The organism is Neobacillus sp. WH10 (assembly GCF_030123405.1).
GTDB lineage: Bacteria > Bacillota > Bacilli > Bacillales > Cytobacillaceae > Neobacillus.
The window spans coordinates 2,405,415-2,427,072 of record NZ_CP126110.1 but is presented as its reverse complement, the minus strand read 5'-3'; the positions used below and the strand labels follow the sequence as shown (position 1 = coordinate 2,427,072).

Sequence of the window (21,658 nt, the reverse complement as noted above, 5' to 3'; positions counted from 1 at the left end):
AATTATCTTGGTATTTATTCTTATCGGTAAATTAAATAATTCGTTTAGTTTTTTTCTACATTTTTTTAATTTCTTAAAAGAATTCGATCATATGTATTCTTATGGGACATCAAAACATATTGTGTTCTGGTTTCAACGATTTGTTTTGCAGTCCTTTTATTCGAAGAATCCTTTGTTATTTATTGTTATCGGTGGATCAAACAATTGGTTTAGTAGTTTTATCAAACTTTTTTTGTATTGGAATAGAGAACATATAAGGAATTAATGTCGATAATTTTTGTCTTAAATCAATAGAAAAAGAGTCACCCATATAGAGTGACTCTTTTGAACAATGTTGAATTACTATTGCCCAAGTTGGTTATACCAAAATGAACTCTGACTATTTAGTTGTTGCAGGGCTTTTTCCATAGCGTTAAATTTTGTCCATAAGGCTTGCTCTTGCGCATATACTCGGTTCTGAACTTTTACCATTCTTTCGTCAATGGAGGCAGCCTCTTTTCCTAATACGCTGTTAACAGAAATCGTTCCTGGTGCCCCAGCTTTTACTTTTAGTTGTGATATAATGTCGCCAATCCGATCATAAACCCTGAACGCATATCCACTATTTTTGTGTTTGTCAGCACTTGTTATAGTTGTATCATTCGGATTATCAGTCTCGAACTTGTTGGAAAACATTTTTTGGATATCAGTCAGATTAGTAGTCAACAGTGATTTTAGCTTAGACTCATCTAAAACTAATTTACCATTGTCTTTATAATCCTTGCTAGTTGTGATTCCGATTTCTGGCAGTGAGTCAAAAGATGGATTAATCCCTTCTCCTTTAATAATTTCACTCATGCTTGAACGAAGCTGTGTAAGGAATTGACGGATCGCAGGATCATTTGCGAGTAGACCACTTTTTGCTTTATCCTCCCATAACTTAATATCTGCTTCTTTCATATCTTTCTTTTGTGCCTCAGTTAAAGGTGGGAAGTTACGGTTTTTACTCTCAGAAAGTTTGTCATTTAAATCATTTATAAGCTCATTGTATTTATCAACAAATGTCTTCAATTTGTCAAAGATCTTATCTGTATCTGAAACAACATTTACAGTAGCTGGGTTATCCACAGAAACCGCTGCTTTTAATTTGATTTGAACACCATCATATGTGAACGTGTTATCGGATACAGTGATTTTTGTACCATTGATGACAACATATCCTGACTCAGCAGGCGCCCCGTTAGTAAATGTACCAGCAGAAAACTGATCAACTGGATCAATAGCGTTTGTAGCTCCGTTGGTAATCTTTAATAGTGACTGCATATCAGGGCTAGAATCGGATATCGTAATTGGTTTACCTGCGCCTGCATCAGTGGATGAAAATACTAATGAACCCCCTACATTTGCAACTTTGACATTTGTGTCTGCACTTTTCGAATTGATCTGTGCAATCGCCTGATCAAAATTACTATCTTTAGGTATGGTGATTTCAGTTCCATTAAGTTTAAACGTTAAGTCAGCGGTTGCATTAGGGTCAATTTTGTCCGTCCCTTTTCCTATTTTCGTGTCAAAACTTACCGAACTACTTGTTCCCAATGTAGCAAGTTTTGCTTCTGAAATCGTGAAGTTTAGAAGTTTAGACTCACCAGCCATTGAAACATCAAGACTTGCATTGCTTGAAGTCGCTTTTTGTGCGTTAAACGTTCCTTGCAGTCTTAAATCCTGCATTGCGTCTCTGAAACTAGCTATTTTCAAGTTGACTTCTCGATAGGCCGCAGTTTTCCATGTGTTAAGCGTTTTCGCTTGTTGCAGTTTATCTAAAGGAACTCTATTTACCTTCATCATGTCACTTACTATTTTTTCTGTATCCAAACCTGATGCTAATCCGGATACATGTGTTGTCAAATTAACCATATCGTTTTCCTCCTTTATAAAAAGCAATTTTTTTAAAAATATTTTTATTACGTATGCAAAATTATGTCCAATTCTCGGCAGGATTTTATCTTCTTTTAAGGAATCCATAGGTAAATACCCATATATCATTATTTATCGGAAGCATTTCAAAATAGTTTAAAGGAAGTGATTAGTATTATTAAGCAAAACCTATGGCTAATTAACATATTTGATGATATGTAAAAAAAGCCGCAATTACCTCGAGGATTTACGAGGAAGCGGCCTTTTCTAGTCAATCTTATTAGTGTTCAAAAATTACTTTAATATATTATTGGTAATCCCTGACATCTGATCTGCATAGGAAACCGCTCTAGAGTTTAATTGAAACCCCCGCTGAGCTGTCATCAGATTGGTCATTTCTTTTGACAAATCGACATTCGATCCTTCGAGATAACCCGTTGAGATTTGTATCTCTCCTGGGACCATCATTCTCACATAATTGGCTGCATTTCTACCATTCGCTAATGCATTGGGATCAATCGCGAATTCATTTTCACCGACATTCTGTAACACGTGAGGATTTTGAATATCCACAATACCCACTTGCTGAGCTGATTTGAATGTTGCTCCTTGACCATTTTTACTTTTCAACTGAATTTGTCCCATCGAATCGATGTTCACTTCATATTGTCCATCTAGTTCGATTGGATTACCATTCTGGTCTAACAGATAACCCCCATTGGCGTTTACTAAATGATAGCTTCCCGGTTTTTGGGGATTTGGACTAACATGGAAATTCCCATCGCGTGTATATCTCACCTCGTTAGGTCCTCCAGCTAATGCAGATGGATAACCAACTTGGAAAAATCCCTTTCCAGATATCATGAGATCAAAAGGATTGTCTGTTTGAACTGCTTGACCTTGCTCGATGTCAAGTTGTGTAAGCCCTGTCCTTGTGCCATAACCAACTCGTATTCCATTAGGTGTATGCCTTCCGATTTCTTGATTTATTAGTGGCTGATTGTTAAATTGCGATGCTAAAATCTCAGAAAAGCTTTGGTCCCTGCGTTTAAAACCGATTGTGTTCACATTGGCAACATTATTTGCTGTCGTATCAATTTTTTGCTGGTATGCTTGCAAAGCACCTGATGAGATAAATAATGACGTATTCAAAATGCTTATCTCCTATTCTTAGCGTTTTTTATCGTTTTCTAACTAGTAAAAAGACTCCCACTGATGGAAGAAGCAGATTATCCGTTTAACTTGCCGACCGAGTATAGTTGTTGTAAAGAGTTATCATAAACACTTATTACCTTTTGGTTTGCTTCATACCCCTTAATCGTCATCATCATATCTGTCATCGTTTGACCTGGATCGACATTCGACTGTTCAATGAATCCTTGATAAAGAGAAATACCCGGATTAGTTCCTCCAGCATCTTGGATAAATGGTACTGGGTTTTCAGACTGGAATACATTTCCCCCCAGACGACGAAGTTCAGCTGGATTTTGTATCACTGCCAGGCCAATCTGGCCGGCCGCCCTTGTTCTTGATGGATCATTTGGATAGGCGATTAACTGGCCATCCGGGCTAATGAACAAATCCTCTTTACGAATACTGTCAGTCATTTGGATAGGATTATGATCCGCCCCTAACACAAGATAACCTTCTGATGTCACTAGGTGACCATTTGCATCTAAATCCCACTTTCCATTCCTTGTGTAGCCAATAGTTCCATCAGGGAGCTGTACGGCAAAGAAGGCAGCCGGTTTCACGGACCGGCCATTTATCATTTGCGCTGGAATCCCCTGATCTTCAATCGCAAGGTCTAACGGATTTCCCGTTTCTACCAGTGCCCCTTGACTGAAACTAGGTATTCGTTCCTGTGTATACACACCATTATATAATTCACCTATTGTAATAGCCTGTCCAGGTAATTGGAAGGCTCCAGCACTGGTGATCTTCCCATTTTCATTAAAGTCCTGGATTCGTTGAATTAATAATTTCGGGAACGCCCGTTGAACTGCATCATCCTTTTTATATCCTGGTGTTTGTGCATTGGCCAGATTATCGGCCAATGTTTCTTGCTTTCGCTCCAGTGAAAACATCCCTGAAGCTGCTGAATATAAACCTCTTATCATGATTAATCCCCCTTCTTAGATGCTCTCTTGGACAGCCAGCTGTAAAATAAAAGCTACTTCACCGGAGCCTTTTTCAAGCTTCATAGCAATTTGATCAACGGAAAGACCTTGATTATGTAAATCAAAAATTTCCTTATAGCGGTCATGTAATAACAAATTTTGGCCACTCATCGTTTTTTCAGTTGCTTTTATAGATGCTACCAATTCATGTCTATCGATCCTCCATTGCTCGTTCTCAGCTTTTATTGTTTGTTGATATTGTCTAAGGGTGATTTTTAGCTCGGTGATTTCTTGGATCAATTGTTTTTGGTTTTCGTTCATTTTTTGATACAAATCCTTATTAGAGTCTAACTTCCGTCGGAGCGAGTCTCGAACAGCCAAATAAATCACGCCGATCAAAATGAGCCCTAGGAAGATTTCGTTTACATATGTTTGCACCTTTTCGCTCCCTCACTAGTTTACTAAAGTATTCATTGCCAGAACCGCAACAACGTTGCTTAATAGAATAGGCTCAGGGAACCCTTGATTCTTGTACATTAACAATGACAGAATAACTAATTAATAAGAACAGTATTACGAATAAAGGTTAATCAATAAGCCCTTGATTTCCCCGATTCTCTCCAAAATGGAAAGACCCGCATTTTGTTGGTTTATAACATGATCCGTTAATTCCATTAATTTATGATCGAGTACTTGGATCGTCTTAAGTGTTTTATTTCCACCATACAGATCCCAGCTTTCTGTTTGGTATAAGCCCATCCCGTTTTTCGTTACCTCACCCATAAATTGTTTGACCAAATTTTTGTATTTATGGAGTTCGTTTAACGTTGGCTTTTCGCTTAGCTGCAGACCTTGTTGATCGATGTCCTGCAACAGCTGATGGAGGTGATCCTCGGTTAGTTCTTTGGAATAGGAGTTCAAAATCTTTTGAAATGAAGCTGAATTAACTGAAGTCCGTTCAGTTGTTGAAAGTCGTTGGTCACCTATATTCATCCTAACTGTTTCTTGTATTTTCAAATGGATTCACCTCCAAAAAATTTCATCATAAAAATCTATCAAAATATATCAAAATAATGTAGCTATTATACCTTAACTTTCTACAAAAAAACATGATAAGTTACAAAATATCTTTCTTGTAGTAAAAAGCTTCTTTTGTGTGAACTGAGATAAATTTACTATCAAAACTTGAGATGGACTCTGCGTGACCCAAAAATAAATATCCATCATTGTTTAAGATTGAATGAAAACCTTTAATAACCTTTTTAATAATCTCTTCATTAAAATAGAACAAGACATTTCGGCAGAAAATAATATCAATTTGATTGTATTTTGTATATGTAGTGAAATCAGTCAAGTTAAATGGTTCAAATGAAACCATTTGTTTAATTTCATTTTTCACTTCATAGCCACTCTCAGTTTCAATAAAGTACTTTTTAAGATACTCTTTGTTTTCCGGAATTCTTCTAAATGATAAAGAATTTTTTGAATAATGACCTCTTTTAGCATGTTCCAAAACTTTTTTGTTAAGATCTGATGCCACGATTCTAACTTGATTGCCTGTTGAAAGTTCTACCTCCTTTGCCAAGATAGCAAGGGAAAAGGCCTCTTCCCCAGTAGAACAAGGGATACACCATACATTGATATATTTACCTGATTGTTTCTTTAGCAAGTTCTGAAATTCTTCTAGTTGGTTAAATTCCCTAAAAAAGTAGGTTTCATTTATGGTAATATGTTCCACAAGTTTATCCCATTCATTTGTGTCTGTTTGTAAATAGTTTATATATTCATCTAAATTAAATCCTATTTCATTAAGCCTTCTTGATACTTTCAAGTCTAAACTTGCTAGATTCATTGTAAAATCAATTCCGCAAAATCCCTTAATTTTCATCGCTAATTCCATCATTTTATGTATCACATAATCTCTTCCTTTTTCAGCAGGCATCTGATTAAACGTCTCCACAAATGAAGTGGTACCGTTCATTCCCAGAAGCTATTTACGTTAATATTATCTGTTGTATATTTTCCTAAGCATTGCTTCAATCACCTTATTCACTCATTTAATTTGGTTCTGTAGAGAACTATTACAACATTGATTTGAGAATAAGTAATTATACTTCTCATATTACCATAATTTTTCAAAATTGATTCAAATATTTTTGATAGTTTTTGTTTTTTTTATTCTTATTAATATTATCCATCAAAATAAGATATTCCTGAGATTAATCCCTTACGGCTTTTTCGGAGTACTTTAAAAAATACCCTTGCAAATTTTGCAAAGGCACCTTTTAGATATTCCTATTACTTTAGTTTTACTATTTGTGTATTTACCTCAGAAATAGCTTCAATCACTTCGGCCACTTCCTTCGTTTCAGTAATAATATTAGCATTTAGTTCTTCTGTTTGATTATGAACATTTCCAACCTCTAAGGCAATTTCTTTACCGTACTTTGCTTGGTCATTCGTTGCAATCTTCATTTGTTGAACCATTTCTTTAATACTATTGATATTACGAACAATTTCTTCAGCAGTCAGAGCTTGTTCCTTTGTGGCATTTGTCACAGAGCTTGATTGAGTGGTGACATTTTCAATTGCTTCTACGATGGTTTGACTGCTTTGTGCTTGTTCAGCCGTTGCCAAACTGATTTGTTCAACCCGGTCTTTTGTATTTTGTATACCTAGAACGATTTCTTCTGCAGAAATGGATTGTTCTTTTGTTGATTGTGTCATTTCTGTTGCTTGTTTCGTTACATTCTCAACCGCTTTTGTAAGAAATTCACTATTTTTCGTTTGATCTTCCGTTGCTTTGGCGATTAGGTTCATTTCATCATTCACTTGAGCAATACCTTCAGTTATTTTCTTGATTGCTTGATTCGTTTTTTCTGCCAATTCATTTCCAATATTTACTTTCTGTTCACCTTCTTTGATTGAAGCAACTGCAACTGCGGTTTCATTTTGTATTTCTTTGATTCTAATAGAAATTTCTTTTGTTGCCATTGCAGAACGTTCAGCTAGCTTTCTCACTTCATCTGCCACAACGGCAAAGCCTCTTCCATTTTCACCAGCACGCGCTGCCTCAATTGCGGCATTAAGAGCTAATAGATTGGTTTGATCAGCGATATCATCAATAACTTTGATAATACTACCGATTTCTTCAGAGCTTTTCCCCAAGTTCTCAATCACATCGCTTGCTTTGTTAATCACCTTTGAAATTTCTTTCATCCCATTTAATGTTTCATTCAGTGAGATCGTTCCTTCAAAGGCATCCTGTTTTACAGAATTACTAAGATCATTAACTGTGTGGGCACTATCTGCGACTCTCTTAATCGATAAGACCATTTCCTCAACCGTTTCAAAAGATTGTTCAGCCATGATAGTCAGATTCACTGCATTTTCACTGACAGCTTTAATGGACTTGCTCATTAATTCAATTGCATTTGTAATTTGTTCCACACTTATACCCGCGTTACCTACGTTATTAGCTACTTGTTCAATAGAAAACATCATTTCTTGAATAGCAGAAGATGTTTCTTCCGTAGACATATCCAAGTGCTCTGCACTCGCTGCCACTAAATTAATTGAACTACTCATTTGTTCTACTGCAGCAGAGATTTCATCCACACCTGAAGCCGTTAGATTGGTGTTTCCAGCTGTCTGTTGAATAGAGGCAACAAGTTCGCTTACAGAATCATTTGCTTTGATCATAGAGGCAGCTAATTCTTGTGCACTATGGGAGGTTTTATCTATCGATTTTTTTATTTCTGTAACAGAATTTGTGGTAGTGTCAACATTTTTTACAACTCTAATAACAGAACGACGAATAAGTCTCGTAATAAAGATTGCAATTAATACACTAAAAAGAATCGCAACCACGGAAAAGATAATAATTTGAATAATGGAACGAGTTGAGTCCTGATCGGCTTCGTTAATAATCTTATTCGTGTCCGTATGAACATCTTTAGAAACTTTATCAAGAGCTTCAATCGTCATATCCCCTTGATAGGCTAATACTCCTAAACTTCCATGTGTTGTGTAATAATCACTGCTACTAGATTTTTCAAAGAAAGATGGAATAGCATTAGCGAAATTTTCAAACTCTTTGCTGAACTCGATAAATAATTTTTTATTGTTATCTGTAACAAATTGTTTGTTCATTTTTTTTATATTTTTTCTTACATTTATGATATCTTTATTAACAGCCTTTTCTAAATTTGCTTTTTCATCTCCACTTTGTTCATAAGCGTGCTTAGTTGCATTTAGACGAATCCGAATGACCTCTTCTTTTATGTCTCCAATTAATTGAATCTCTGGTACTTGAGTTTTTCCTATGAATCGCACATCATCACTTAAAAGGTTTAATTTAGTTAATGAAACAATCGATATAGATGATAATAATAATAATATGAAAATAAAACTGCCCCAAAGTTTAATATTCATATTCATATTTATAAACCGCTTACTTAAATCTGTAAATGAAGTTTTTCGTGTCTTTTTTAGTAATACATTACTAAACCATTCCCTCAATTTACTTCTTGACTTTTTTCTCCACATTTTTATCTTCTCCTCTTTTGGATAGGCTCTTTTCGCATAGATTGTTGTTTTTAGACTATAAAGTTTGCCCGTTGATTTCCGCTCCAGGCACTTGCTTTCCGCGGGGAGGGATGGGAGCCTCCTCGGCGTTACCGCCTGCGGGGTCTCCCACTTCCCTCTTTTTCCCGCAGGAGTCAAGTGCCCTCCGCTACAATCAACTCAGATAGTTAAAGTTAAATTACAAAAAAAAGCAACGAACTTTACGAAAACAGCCTTTGATATAAAAAAAATTGTAAAAAAACTTTTCTATCAAAATATAAGTGGGGAATTAAAACGCCTTCGCAAAGCTGCGAAAGCGTTTCAAAAGTAACAGCTTTTTATTTTAGTTTTTCAATTTGTGTATTAACGTCAGTAATTGCGAAAACTACCTCATCAACTTCTTTAGTTTGAGTTACTATGCTATCGTTCAACGTTTCAGTTTGTTTCTGAACATTGCCAATTTCTAAAGCTATTTCTTCACCATATCTTGCTTGGTCACTTGTAGCTATCGCCATTTGATTGACCAATTCTTTAATATGGGTGATGCTGCTGACGATTTCTTCGGCAGTAAGGGCCTGTTCTTTAGTAGCGTTTGTCACGGAGCTAGATTGGTTTGTGACATTTTCTATTGCTTCAACTATTGCACGACCGCCCTTCGCTTGTTCCGCTGTAGCAATACTTATTTGTCTAACTTGGTTTTTTGTATTGTTTATACCTGTGACGATTTCTTCAGCAGTGATGAATTGTTCTTTTGTAGAATAAGTCATTTCTGTTGCTTGCTTCGTAAAATTCTCCACTGCTTTTGTAATAAATTCACTATTCTTCGTTTGTTCTTCCGTGGCTTTTGCAATTTGGTCCATTTCCTCTGTTACTTGGACAATTCCTTCTGATATTTTCTTTATTGCTTGATTTGTTTTTTCCGCCAATTGATTTCCAATGTTGACTTTATCAGCACCTTCATTGATGGAGGTGACAGCAACAGTTGTTTCATTTTGAATTCCCTTGATGAGGCTGGCAATTTCTTTTGTTGCCTTTGCAGACCGTTCAGCTAACTTACGTACTTCTTCGGCAACAACCGCAAATCCTTTTCCATGTTCTCCAGCACGAGCTGCTTCAATCGCAGCATTAAGTGCCAATAGATTCGTTTGTTCGGCGATATCATCAATAACTTCGATAATGCTTCCGATTTCTTCAGAGCTTTTACCTAAATTCTCCATTACGTGAATTGTCTGGTTAATCACGTGAGAAATTTCTTTCATCCCATCCAAAGTTTCATTCAGAGAGTCTGTTCCTTCTAGGGCATCATTTTTTACAGAGTTGCTAAGTTGGTTAACGGTTTGTGCACTGTCGGCAACTTTCTTAATTGAAACAACCATTTCCTCCACCGTTTCAGAGGTTTGTTCAGCAGTTTGGTTCAAATTAACTGCATTCTTGCTTACCCCTTCAATAGACTTGCTCATTAATTCAATAGCTGATGCTATTTGTTCTACACTTGCCCCTGCATTACCAGCGTTCCCAGCCACTTGTTCGACAGAAACCATCATTTCTTGAATAGCAGAAGATGTTTCCTCCGCTGAGGCGGCTAATTGATCTGAACTATTAGCCACCAAACTAATCGAGGCGCTCATTTGTTCCACCGCAGCGGAGATTTCATCCACACCGGAAGCCGTTACATTCGTGTTCCCTGATACTTGTTGAATGGAAGTAACAAGCTCGCTTACAGAATCGTTAGTTTTGTTCATCGATGCATCTAATACTTGTGCACTGATCGCTGTTTGATCAATCGATTTTTTTATTTCAGAAATAGAGTTTGTTGTACTATCGACATTATTGACAACACCAATAACAGAACGGCGAATGATTCTAGTCATAAAGAAGGAAATGAAAACACTAAATAGCACTGCAACACCAGAAACAATTAGAATTTGATATAAGGAAATAACTGCATGTTGGCGAGAATCTTTTATGCTAGTATTGTTAGCCTTGTCGATTCCTGCTTCTACTTTATAAAGAGAAGAGTTTGCTTTTTCCCCAAAAATTGTCATTTTGGCCATCTGTGGTTTAATGATTTCATAATTATTGGTTCTTGAATCTTTAAAGTAAGTTGGAGTAGTGGCGAGCCAGGCTTCAAAGTTTTTGCTGAACTCTGCTAAATCTTTTTTAGTTTGACCATTAGCAAGTGTTTTATCTAGTTTTTTAATATTCTTTCTTATTTTTGCGACTTCAGAATCCATAGCTTGTTCAATTTTTACTTTATCTTCTTCATCCGGCAAATACACATGCTTGACTACATAGAGGCGCGTACGAGTTTGCTCATCTTTTAAGTCTCCTAATATTTTATACTTAGAAACTTGTTTATCCCCCATTACATATAATTGGTCACCTAAAGAGTAAATGTTTTTAAAAGCAACAAAAGCAAGTGTTGTTAACAATAATATAATGATGAAATAACTACCCCATAGTTTCATATTCATTGATAATTTTCTTGATGCTTTTTTTGATGGTTTATTTAATGCTTTGTTTGATTCTTTCCTAAACATTCTTAACCTTTCCCTTCTAGTTCTAAAAACATATAATAATCTATAACTCATTCTTAATTTCTTTTAATTCATCTAAGTTTGTTGTATCTTTAAGTAATTCTTCGATGTCTAACAGGATTAACAAACGGTCGCTTTGTTTAGATATCCCCAATAGGTAAGCAACATCTTTTTCCTCAATAAGGTTTGATTGTTGGATTGTATCCTGAGAAATATCTAACACATCCGTAGCGGCATCTACCACAAGTCCGATTGCATTATCAGATGTGTGAACAACAATTATTCTCATATTATCGGTTGGTTTAAGTGATTCACCTGTTAGCGCCGTTCGTACGTCCACAACGGGTGTCACAACTTCCCGTATGGTAGTAACACCTAATACATGAGGCGGCCGATTTGGATAAGGAGTGATAGTCTGCATTCGCTCAATGGAAACCACTTGTTTTATATTTATTCCATATTCTTCATCGCCTACTTTAAAAATGAGTGCCTTAAAATCCTCTAACTTGAATTGCCCCTTCATACGATCCCCCTTTTCTTTAATAAAAAATGAGCAGCTAACATCAACCTGCATACTTTGTTTAGTCAGTTGTTACTTTCATCAACTCTGCTATTTTTAACAGAATGATTAACCGCCCCTCGATTTTAGCAATACCTCCAAAATAGTCGGAATCCAAATCACTAGAGGAAATAGCTTCGATATCATCAGTGTTTACATCAATAACATCGGTTGTTTGATCAACAATTAAACCTAATTCGATATCTTCAAATTTTGTGATTATTACCCGAGTATTTGCAGTATGTTCTGCGTGTCCAAGGTTTAGCTTGCTTCTAAGGTCAATAATTGGAATGACATTTCCACGAAGATTTATTACACCTTTTACGAACATTGGAGCATTTGGAACCCTTGTAATATGCTCGATTCGTTCGATGGACTGGACATGATTAATGTCCACTCCATACTCTTCTTCTGCCAATATAAAAGAAACTATTTTTACCATTGTCATTTTAGAAGGACCTCTCCTTTCTATTTAATAAATTGATTGGAATCTATTATTAAAGCTACTTCCCCATTCCCAAGAATGGTCGCACCTGATATAGCAAATAGATTGGATAATAAGCCTCCTAGAGATTTTAATACAACCTCTTGTTGGCCCAATACTGAATCAACCACTAACCCTACTGTCTTATTTCCTTTTCGAACAATAACAATATAATGGTGTTGTTCTTTGAATGCTGTTTCGATAGGTGGTACATGGAAAACATCGTTTAAATAAATTAACGGTACGACTTGGCCGCGGAATTGGAATACTTTTTGTCCATGAAGCGTTTTTATTTCATCAAATGTTATCGTCGTTATTTCCACTATAGAAGTAAACGGAATCGCGTATGTTTCTTCATCCACATTCACTAACATTGAATTAATGATAGATAACGTTAACGGCAATTGAATGTGGAATATAGACCCTTGTCCTGGTGTCGAATCAATGCTTATTACACCACCCAAAGATTCAATTTTCGTTTTTACTACATCAAGACCCACACCACGTCCTGAAATATCTGATATTTTATCAGCTGTGCTAAATCCAGATGAGAAGATCAAAGAATAAATTTGTTGATCCGTAAGAGATTTAGCTTCCTCTATCGATACAACTCCCCGTTCAATCGCTTTATTCAGTACTTTTTCACGGTTAATGCCCTTCCCATCATCAACAACTTCGATAAACACATGGTTTCCACTATGGTATGCTTTCAATAAAATTTTTCCTTCTTCTGGCTTATTGTTGGCTAATCTTTCCTCAGTAGATTCAAGTCCATGATCTAAGGCATTTCTTAGTAAATGGACTAAAGGATCTCCAATCTCATCAATGACCGTACGATCTAATTCTGTTTCGGCACCCTCCACAACTAATTGAACTTTCTTATTTAACTCTTTTGCTAAGTCCCGTACCATCCGCGGAAATCGATTAAATACTTGTTCTACTGGAACCATGCGCATATTCAAAATTAAATCTTGCAGATCTGTCGAAATACGAGTCATATGTTCTACCGTCTCCGTAAGTTCAGAAAGCCCCGACTTCCGGGCAATTTGTTCAAGCCTTCCACGGTCAATAATCAATTCACTAAATAGATTCATTAAGTGATCCAGTTTTTCAATATCTACACGAATAGATTTTGAACGTTGTTTTTTCTTGTTTTCCCCATTGTTTTCTTTCTCTGGGAGTTGGTTTCCTGGAGCTATATTTTCATAGTTTGTGACAGACGGGTTTTCCTCTACAATTTCTTGACTTAATCCTTCAGTTACAATAACTTCTTTTACTTCTGAAACATTGGTCAGTCTTGTTTGTATTTCTTGCATGGCACACTGTGACAACAGTAAAAGGCTAAATGAATGTTCAAACTTTTCTTCTTCTATTTCTTCTACTGGTGGATTGGTCTGGATAATCTCTCCAAGTTCTTCCGCCACTTGAAAAACCATATAGGCACGAACCGATTTCATCACACATCTTTCATCTAGTGTTAATGTGATTTGATAGACGTTATTGCCCATCATTTTCGCTTCGTTAATTATGGAATTTTGATACTCATCAATAACCAAGTCCGCTGCAACTGCCAACTCATGAGAGGCATCAAAAAGGTCAGCTTGATATGTATGGGATGGATCTTGTATCTTTGCAAGTTGGGATACGATTTCTGTTACATTTTCTTTTCCATCGCCCCCTTGCTCGATGCTATTTACCATTTTTTCGATAAAATCAACGCACTTAAATATGACATCCATTATTTCAGATGTTATACTCAACTGGGAATTTCGAAGAAGATCCAAGACGTTTTCCATTTCATGAGTCAACGATGCCAGGTCTTCAAAGCCCATCGTACCAGCCATCCCTTTAAGCGTATGGGCTGATCGAAAGATTTCGTTTATAATAGCAATGTTTTCTGGTTCCAGCTCTAGTTTTAACAATTCGTCATTTATTGCTTGTAAATGATCTTTTGATTCTTCGATAAACATTTCTAAATAATTATTTAAATCCATTTCAAACTCCCCTTACAAAATAGCATACAAAAGTAGTATCCACTGACATTGGAGTAATTACATATTAAGAAGTCATATTTATACCTCATATTACCATATTTTTTGATTTAACAATCGAATATTTTTGATTATTTTTTAAAACTTTGATGTTTTTATCACGATTTTTTAAACATTTATATTCTTTTTGATAAAAAACACTCTTTCTATCAAAAAACAGCTATAAGAGAAATAATAAAACGCCTTCGCAAATCCTGCGAAAGCGTCTTATTATTTTAGTCAATTATTTTAACTTTATTACCTGCGTATTTACATCATTGATAGCTTGTATCACCTCTTCCACCTCTTTGGTTTCAGATTCAATGCTAGCATTTAATTCCTCTGTCTGTTTCTGAACATTTCCAATCTCGATTGCGATTTCTTGACCGTATCGGGATTGATCATTTGTAGCAATCATCATTTCTTGAATCATTTCTTTTATTCTGCCGATATTGTGGACAATTTCTTCAGCAGTAAGGGCCTGTTCTTTGGTTGCGTTTGTCACAGAACTTGATTGTGTAGTAACATTTGCAATAGCCGAAACGATCGCTTGACTTCCTTGTGCTTGTTCTGCTGTAGCTAAACTGATTTGTTGAACTTGTTCTTTTGTATTATTAATCCCTAAAACGATTTCTTCAGCCCTAATTGTTTGTTCTTTTGTTGATTCTGTCATTTCTGTTGCTTGTTTTGTCACGTTCTCAACCGCTTTTGTAATTAATTCACTATTCTTCGTTTGTTCTTCTGTTGCTTTAGCAATTTGGTTCATTTCCTCTGTCACATGGGTTATTCCTTTAGCAATCTTTTTGATTGCTTGGTTTGTTTTTTCCGCTAATTGATTTCCAACAATTACTTTTTGCTCGCCTTCTTTTATAGATGTGATGACAACTGCGGTTTCATTTTGAATATCTTTGATTCGGATAGCAATTTCATTTGTTGCTTTTACAGACCGTTCAGCTAGTTTCCGCACTTCATCGGCAACAACCGCAAAACCTTTTCCATATTCTCCTGCACGTGCTGCTTCAATCGCGGCATTGAGTGCTAATAAATTGGTTTGATCAGCGATATCATCAATAACTTCGATAATGCTACCAATTTCTTTAGAACTTTTCCCTAAGCTCTCAATTACATTGCTAGCTTGGTTAATCACCTGAGAAATTTCTTTCATTCCATTCAATGTTTCATTCAGTGAGCTTGTCCCTTCTAGTGCATCATTTTTAACAGAATTGCTAAGTTCGTTAACCGTTTGTGCACTATCTGCTACTTTCTTGATCGATACGACCATTTCCTCAACTGTTTCATAAGAAAGTTCAGCCGTAGCAGTTAAACTAAGGGCATTTTCGCTTACTCCTTTAATGGATTCGCTCATTAACTCGATTGATTTCGTGATTTGCTCCACACCAGTTCCTGCGTTTCCAATGTTAAGGGCTACTTGTTCAATATTTACTATCATTTCTTGAATAGCTGCAGAAGTTTCATCCGCAGAAGCATCCAGGTGATCTGCACTAGCTGCAACCAAATTAATAGAAGCACTCATTTGTTCCACTGCAGCAGATATTTCATCCACACCTGAAGCGGTTACATTTGTGTTCCCAGCTACCTGTTGAATAGAGGCAACAAGTTCATTAACAGAATCATTTGCTTTGTTCATCGAGGTATCTAATTCATTCGCGCTAATAGCGGTTTTATCAATCGATTTTTTAATTTCTGTAACTGATTTAGTAGTGGAATCTACATTATTTACAACCCGAATTACTGCTCGACGAATGAGTTTAGTCATGAAAAAGGAAATTAAAATGCTGAACAACATTGCCACAATCGAAAAGACAATAATTTGATAGGAAGAACTAGACGCTTTTTCTTTTGATTCTGCAAGAATATCCTTGTTATCTTGTTTAATATCTTTAGCCAGTTGATTTAAAGAGACAATGGTTTTTCCTTCAAAAGCTGCCAATACCAACAATTGTGAGTGTGCTGATTCATAATCATTACTTCTGGATTGTTCTAAGAAAGATGGGATATAGGCAACTAACTTTTCAAAGTTTGTACTGAACTCTGTTAATTTTTGTTTATTTTTTTCATGAATGATTAGTTTATCCATCTCTTTTATATTTTTTCTTACTTTTTCGATGTCCACATTTATAAACTGCTCTAAGTTAGCTTTATCTTGATCATTTTGTTCATACGCATGCTTCGATGCATATAATCGAATAGAGGTTACCTCCTCTTTTAAATTTCCGATTAATTCAATCTTTGGCACTTGTGTATTTCCTAAATAAAGCATTTGATTATTTAAATGGTTAATATTATTGTATGAAACATAGGTTATTGTTCCTAAAAATAAAAGGATGGTGATATAACTACCCCATTGTTTCACATTCATTGACAACTTATTATACAATTTACTAAATCTCTTACTTCTTAATACTTTCCATGAAATTTTACGAAACATTATTTACTCTCTCCCCCATTTAGAATCAATAGCTTTTTAAATTATCTAAATATACATTATCTTAGCATATTTTTTGACTTTTTATCCAAAATTTTTTGATAGTTTTTATTTTTATATATTTTCCACAAACAAAAAGTCGAGTTTTTGATTACTATCCCCCATGTTTGATGTAAAAATATATTGAAAATGGTAATAGGAAAAAACGCCTCCAATTTCTGCGGAGGCGTTTTTTCTATTACCAATTATTTTAGTCTGACAATTTGTGTATTTACGTTATTAATTGCAGATACTACTTCGTCTACTTCATTCGTTTGCGTTTCAATACTATTATTTAACTCTTCAGTTTGTTTCTGAACATTTCCCACCTCTAACGCAATTTCTTCACCATATCTTGCTTGATCACTTGTCGCAATCATCATTTGTCGTACCATTTCTTTAATATTACCAATATTATTGACAATTTCTTCAGCAGTTAGTGACTGTTCTCTAGTTGCGTTTGTCACAGAACTTGCTTGGGTTGTGACATTTTCTACTGCTTCAACTATTGCACGACCGCCTTTGGCTTGTTCCGCTGTAGCCATACTGATTTGTTGAACTTGGTTTTTTGTATTGTTTATGCCAATGACGATTTCATCAGCAGTGATGGATTGTTCTTTTGTAGAATACGTCATTTCAGTTGCCTGCTTTGTTACATTTTCAACTACTTTTGTGATAAATTCGCTATTCTTCCTTTGTTCTTCTGTTGCGTGGGCAATTTGGTTCATTTCCTCGGTTACTTTAGCAATGCCTATAGAAATTTTATTAATAGCTTGATTCGTTTGTTCGGCTAATTGATTTCCTACACTTACTTTTTGGGCACCATCTTTGATTGAATTAAGTGCTATAGCCGTTTCATTTTGAATCCCTTTAATGAGGACTGCAATTTCTTTTGTTGCCTTTGCAGATCTTTCAGCTAGTTTTCTTACTTCATCGGCTACAACGGCAAAGCCTTTACCATGTTCTCCTGCACGTGCAGCCTCGATTGCGGCATTGAGTGCTAATAGATTCGTTTGTTCAGCGATATCATCAATAACTTCAATTATGCTGCCGATTTCTTCAGAACTATTTCCTAAATTTTTCATTACATCCGTTGTTTGATTAATCACGTGAGAAATCTCTTTCATACCATTCAATGTTTCATTCAGAGAGACTGTTCCTTCTAGTGCATCATTCTTAACAGAGTTGCTAAGTTGGTTAACGGTTTGTGCACTGTCGGCAACTTTCATAATTGAAACAACCATTTCCTCCACCGTTTCGGAGGATTGTTCAGCAGTTTGATGCAAATTAATTGCATTTTTGCTAACCCCGTTAATAGACTGACTAATTAATTCAATCGCCAAAGTGATTTGTTCTACACTAGCTTCCACATTTTCAGCATTCCCTGCCACTTGTTCAATTGATGCCATCATTTCTTGTATAGCTGCAGATGTTTCTTCAGCAGACGTATCTAAGTAACCTGCACTTTCTGCAACTATATTAATCGAAGCACTCATTTGTTCTACAGCTGCAGAGATTTCATCCACATCAGTTGCCGTTCCATTTGTGGTCACTGCTACCTGTTGGATTGAAGCAACAAGTTCGCTAACTGAAACGTTTGCTTTATTCATCGAACCTTCCAATTCTTGTGCACCGATTGCTGTTTTATCAATCGAATTTTTTATCTCGGTAACAGATTTTGTTGTGGTTTCGACATTTTTCGCTACTCCTGCCACAGAGCGTGAGATTAATCTTGTAATTAAGTAAATAATTACTCCGCTCAATAGCACAGCAAGAATTGATACTATTAATATCATTGTTTTACTTGTTCCTATTTGTTTGTAAGTCTCTCCAGTCGTCTTTTTCTCGTTTTTTTCTATATCGGATTGTAAAGTGGCTAATTCTACAACAGCTTTTTCACCGATTGGCCCCATGGTAATAAATACATCTGCAAATCCTTTCAAGTCCAGCTCTCTGGATTTTGTTAATGCTAAAGGAATTAATTTTTGATATTCGTTGAATTGCTTTTCGAATTCATCTAGGTTTTGTTTGTTTGAATCTGTTTTTAACAAAGGACGTAAAGTAACTATATTTTCTTTTACTTGTTTAATAGATTCATTTAAAAATTCTTCTGAACTATCTTTTTTAGCTTGATCCACTTCCGTTGCATGTTTAGCAACGAATAATCTTACTCTAGTCATATTCTCAGAAAGTTTTCCTATTGTTTTAATCTTAACAATTTCTTTATCTGATATTTGGTGTAGATTTATGGACAATTTACTTAAGTTTGAATAAGAAATTAAACTAATCACAAAAAGTAAAACTAAGATAGCAGTAAAACTTGACCGTACTTTTGCATTCATTGAAAGTTTTTTTAACATCTCGAATCTCCTAGTTGTTTATTTAGATAAAACAGATAGTCATCTATATTTTCTTAGTTCCATAACACAATTTCTCAACCACTATTTCTGAAATGAACCCTTTTGTTTAATTTCTTGCTTACGATAAATCTTCAAAACTTTTTTTAAGTACAATCTTAAACAACGCCTTCACAAACTATATGAAGGCGGTTCATCACATAGGCAGATTATTTTAGTTTTTCAATTTGCGTATTTACTTCAGTAACAGCAATTACTACTTCCTCCACCTCTTTGGTTTGAGTTTCAATACTAGTATTTAACTCTTCTGTTTGTATACGAACATTCCCTACTTCCAAGATGATTTCTTGCCCATATGTTGCTTGCTCATTTGATGCAATGGTCATTTGATTGACCAATTCCTTTATGCTGTTGATATTGCGAACAATTTCTTCCGCAGTAAGTGATTGTTCGTTAGTTGCGTTAGTTACAGAGTTAGATTGGTTTGTAACATTTTCAATTGCTTCTACGATTGCTTGACTTCCTTTTGCTTGTTCAGCCATTGCCAAACTAATTTGTTGAACCTGATCTTTTGTTTCAATAATACCACTGACTATTTCTTCAGCATTTGTAGATTGTTCTTTGGTGGAATAAGTCATTTCCGTTGCTTGATTCGTCACATTCTCGACAGCTTTAGTGATGAATTCGCTGTTCTTGGTTTGTTCTTCTGTTGCTTTGGCAATTTGGTTCATTTCTTCTGTCACCTGGGCGATACCTTCAGAAATTTTTATAATCGCTTGATTCGTTTTATCCGCCAACTCATTGCCAATTTTTACTTTATCGGCCCCCTCATTAATTGCGGAAACGGCAATCACAGTTTCATTTTGAATACCTTTAATAAGGGTGGCAATTTCTTTTGTAGCATTTGCGGAGCGCTCAGCTAGCTTACGTACCTCTTCGGCAACAACTGCAAACCCTTTGCCATGCTCTCCTGCACGTGCAGCCTCAATGGCAGCATTAAGGGCTAATAGATTGGTTTGATCCGCGATATCGTCGATGACTTCAATTATGCTGCCAATTTCCTCAGAGCTTTTTCCCAAATTCTCTATAACATCACTTGCTTGGGTAATCACTTGAGAAATTTCCTCCATCCCATTCAATGTTTCATTCAAAGAAATCGTTCCTTCAAGGGCATCATGCTTCACGGAGTGGCTTAGTTGGTTGATTGTTTGTGCACTGTTTGCTACTTGCTGGATTGATACTACCATTTCCTCAACCTTATCAGCAGCTTGTTCAGCAGTTTGAGTCATATTTACTGCATTTTCACTAACTCCTTTTATGGATTTACTCATTTCCTCTATTGCATTAGATATTTGTTCCACACCTGAACCGGCTTTTCTAGCATTTCCAGCTACTTGTTCGATAGAAACCATCATTTCTTGAATAGCAGAAGATGTTTCTTCTGCGGAAATATCCAAATGGCCAGCGCTTTTTGCAACTAAATTAATCGTAGCACTCATTTGTTCTATCGCCGCAGAGATTTCTTCTATATCAGTTGCCGTTTTATTGGTGGTTCCTGCAACATGTTGAATAGTTGTAACAAGTTGATTTACTGAATCGTTCGCTTTATTCATAGAAGTATCCAATTCATGTGAACTAATCGTTGTATTATTAATCGAATTTTTAATTTCCGTAACAGAGTTCGTTGTAATTTCAACATTTTTTACTACCCTATTGATGGCTCGACTAATGAGTCTAGTCATAAAGAATGCAATCCAGACGCTAAAAAGGGAAGCGATTACAGAAAGGATTAATATTTCATAATTAAACCTATTTGAATCCTTTTCGGAAGCTTTGAGGGTAACATTAGCATTATTTTGGGCACCTTTATAAAGATTATCAAGGGAAGTGACAGTTTTTTCTCCAATTGGGTCCAGTACTTCCATTTGTGTATGTATGAATTCATAATTATTACTTTTAGATACTTCAAAGAGTGATGGGAGATCAGCAACATATTCTTCGAAACTTTTGCTAAACTCGGTTAATAATTTTTTATCTTTATTGGTATGGTTTAATGTTTCCATTTTCTTTATATTCTTTCTTACTTTAACGATGTCCTCGGCTACGAGTTTTTCTATTTTCGCTTTTTCCTCCAGGTTTTGCTCAAAAGCCTGCTTGGATGTATTTAAGCGAACTCGTGTAAACTCTTCCATTAAGTTGCCCACTAAGACAATCTTAGGTACATCATTTTTTCCTATATGAAGTGTTTGATCTCTTAGATGGTTTACATTATTGTAAGAAACATCAGTTATAACCACAAAGAATAATATGATAATGACATAACTGCCCCATTGTTTCACATTCATCGAAACTTTTTTTAACATCGTTTACCTCTCCTTTTATGGCACCGAATTAATTTTTTATCAAAAAATTATTTTTTCTAACAATTATATAAAGATGTTACATCCTTTCTATCAAATAAGCTCTTTCGGATTTAATAATATCATAATTTTTGACATTTCATACAATTTCTTTTTGACCTTTTTTTGACTCTTGTTTGGTTTTCGATAACCATCAGAAGCTCTACAGCTTTGTTTGATACAAAATTCTAATCAAAAAAAGCGAGAGTGGTTAATACTTACCACATC

The 21,658-nt window shown here is 35.5% G+C and carries 14 protein-coding genes; all 14 read right to left on the bottom strand.

Annotated elements, in window-relative coordinates:
- Window positions 1–342: 342 nt before the first annotated feature.
- Window positions 343–1,893 carry a flagellar filament capping protein FliD gene (gene fliD, locus QNH20_RS11470; RefSeq protein ID WP_283923013.1) on the bottom strand — a complete coding sequence of 517 codons (1,551 nt, stop codon included), beginning with the start codon at window positions 1,891–1,893 and terminating at the stop codon, window positions 343–345.
- A 294-nt stretch (window positions 1,894–2,187) separates the two neighbouring features.
- A complete protein-coding gene (locus QNH20_RS11465; protein WP_283923012.1) occupies window positions 2,188–3,045 on the bottom strand; it encodes a flagellar hook-basal body protein in 858 nt (285 codons plus the stop codon).
- Window positions 3,046–3,122: 77 nt separating this feature from the next.
- A complete protein-coding gene (locus tag QNH20_RS11460) occupies window positions 3,123–4,013 on the bottom strand; it encodes a flagellar hook-basal body protein (protein ID WP_283923011.1) in 891 nt (296 codons plus the stop codon).
- Window positions 4,014–4,028: 15 nt separating this feature from the next.
- The gene (locus QNH20_RS11455) at window positions 4,029–4,451 is read right to left on the bottom strand and encodes a DUF6115 domain-containing protein (RefSeq protein ID WP_283923010.1); all 423 of its coding nucleotides are present in this window, start codon (window positions 4,449–4,451) and stop codon (window positions 4,029–4,031) included.
- A gap of 135 nt (window positions 4,452–4,586) precedes the next feature.
- Window positions 4,587–5,030, bottom strand: a complete 444-nt coding sequence (locus tag QNH20_RS11450; protein ID WP_283923009.1) for a YaaR family protein — start codon at window positions 5,028–5,030, stop codon at window positions 4,587–4,589.
- Window positions 5,031–5,130: 100 nt separating this feature from the next.
- Entirely contained in the window at window positions 5,131–5,955 is an 825-nt protein-coding gene (locus QNH20_RS11445) for a CheR family methyltransferase (RefSeq protein ID WP_283923008.1), read from the bottom strand.
- A gap of 356 nt (window positions 5,956–6,311) precedes the next feature.
- The gene (locus QNH20_RS11440) at window positions 6,312–8,561 is read right to left on the bottom strand and encodes a methyl-accepting chemotaxis protein (RefSeq protein WP_283923007.1); all 2,250 of its coding nucleotides are present in this window, start codon (window positions 8,559–8,561) and stop codon (window positions 6,312–6,314) included.
- Between the two features lie 356 nt (window positions 8,562–8,917).
- Window positions 8,918–11,119, bottom strand: coding sequence for a HAMP domain-containing methyl-accepting chemotaxis protein (locus QNH20_RS11435; RefSeq protein WP_283923006.1), 2,202 nt, complete (start codon window positions 11,117–11,119; stop codon window positions 8,918–8,920).
- Between the two features lie 40 nt (window positions 11,120–11,159).
- Window positions 11,160–11,639 carry a chemotaxis protein CheW gene (locus tag QNH20_RS11430; protein WP_283923005.1) on the bottom strand — a complete coding sequence of 160 codons (480 nt, stop codon included), beginning with the start codon at window positions 11,637–11,639 and terminating at the stop codon, window positions 11,160–11,162.
- 58 nt (window positions 11,640–11,697) lie between these two features.
- Window positions 11,698–12,123 (bottom strand): chemotaxis protein CheW, encoded by a 426-nt coding sequence (locus tag QNH20_RS11425; protein ID WP_283923004.1) that lies wholly within the window; start codon window positions 12,121–12,123, stop codon window positions 11,698–11,700.
- 20 nt (window positions 12,124–12,143) lie between these two features.
- On the bottom strand, window positions 12,144–14,153 hold the full coding sequence (locus tag QNH20_RS11420) for a chemotaxis protein CheA (protein ID WP_283923003.1): 2,010 nt from the start codon (window positions 14,151–14,153) through the stop codon (window positions 12,144–12,146).
- A gap of 280 nt (window positions 14,154–14,433) precedes the next feature.
- Window positions 14,434–16,638 carry a HAMP domain-containing methyl-accepting chemotaxis protein gene (locus QNH20_RS11415; RefSeq protein ID WP_283923002.1) on the bottom strand — a complete coding sequence of 735 codons (2,205 nt, stop codon included), beginning with the start codon at window positions 16,636–16,638 and terminating at the stop codon, window positions 14,434–14,436.
- A 242-nt stretch (window positions 16,639–16,880) separates the two neighbouring features.
- The gene (locus QNH20_RS11410) at window positions 16,881–19,034 is read right to left on the bottom strand and encodes a HAMP domain-containing methyl-accepting chemotaxis protein (protein WP_283923001.1); all 2,154 of its coding nucleotides are present in this window, start codon (window positions 19,032–19,034) and stop codon (window positions 16,881–16,883) included.
- A gap of 206 nt (window positions 19,035–19,240) precedes the next feature.
- Window positions 19,241–21,394: a methyl-accepting chemotaxis protein gene (locus QNH20_RS11405; protein ID WP_283923000.1), complete on the bottom strand. Its 2,154-nt coding sequence runs from the start codon at window positions 21,392–21,394 to the stop codon at window positions 19,241–19,243.
- Between the last annotated feature and the right edge of the window lie 264 nt (window positions 21,395–21,658).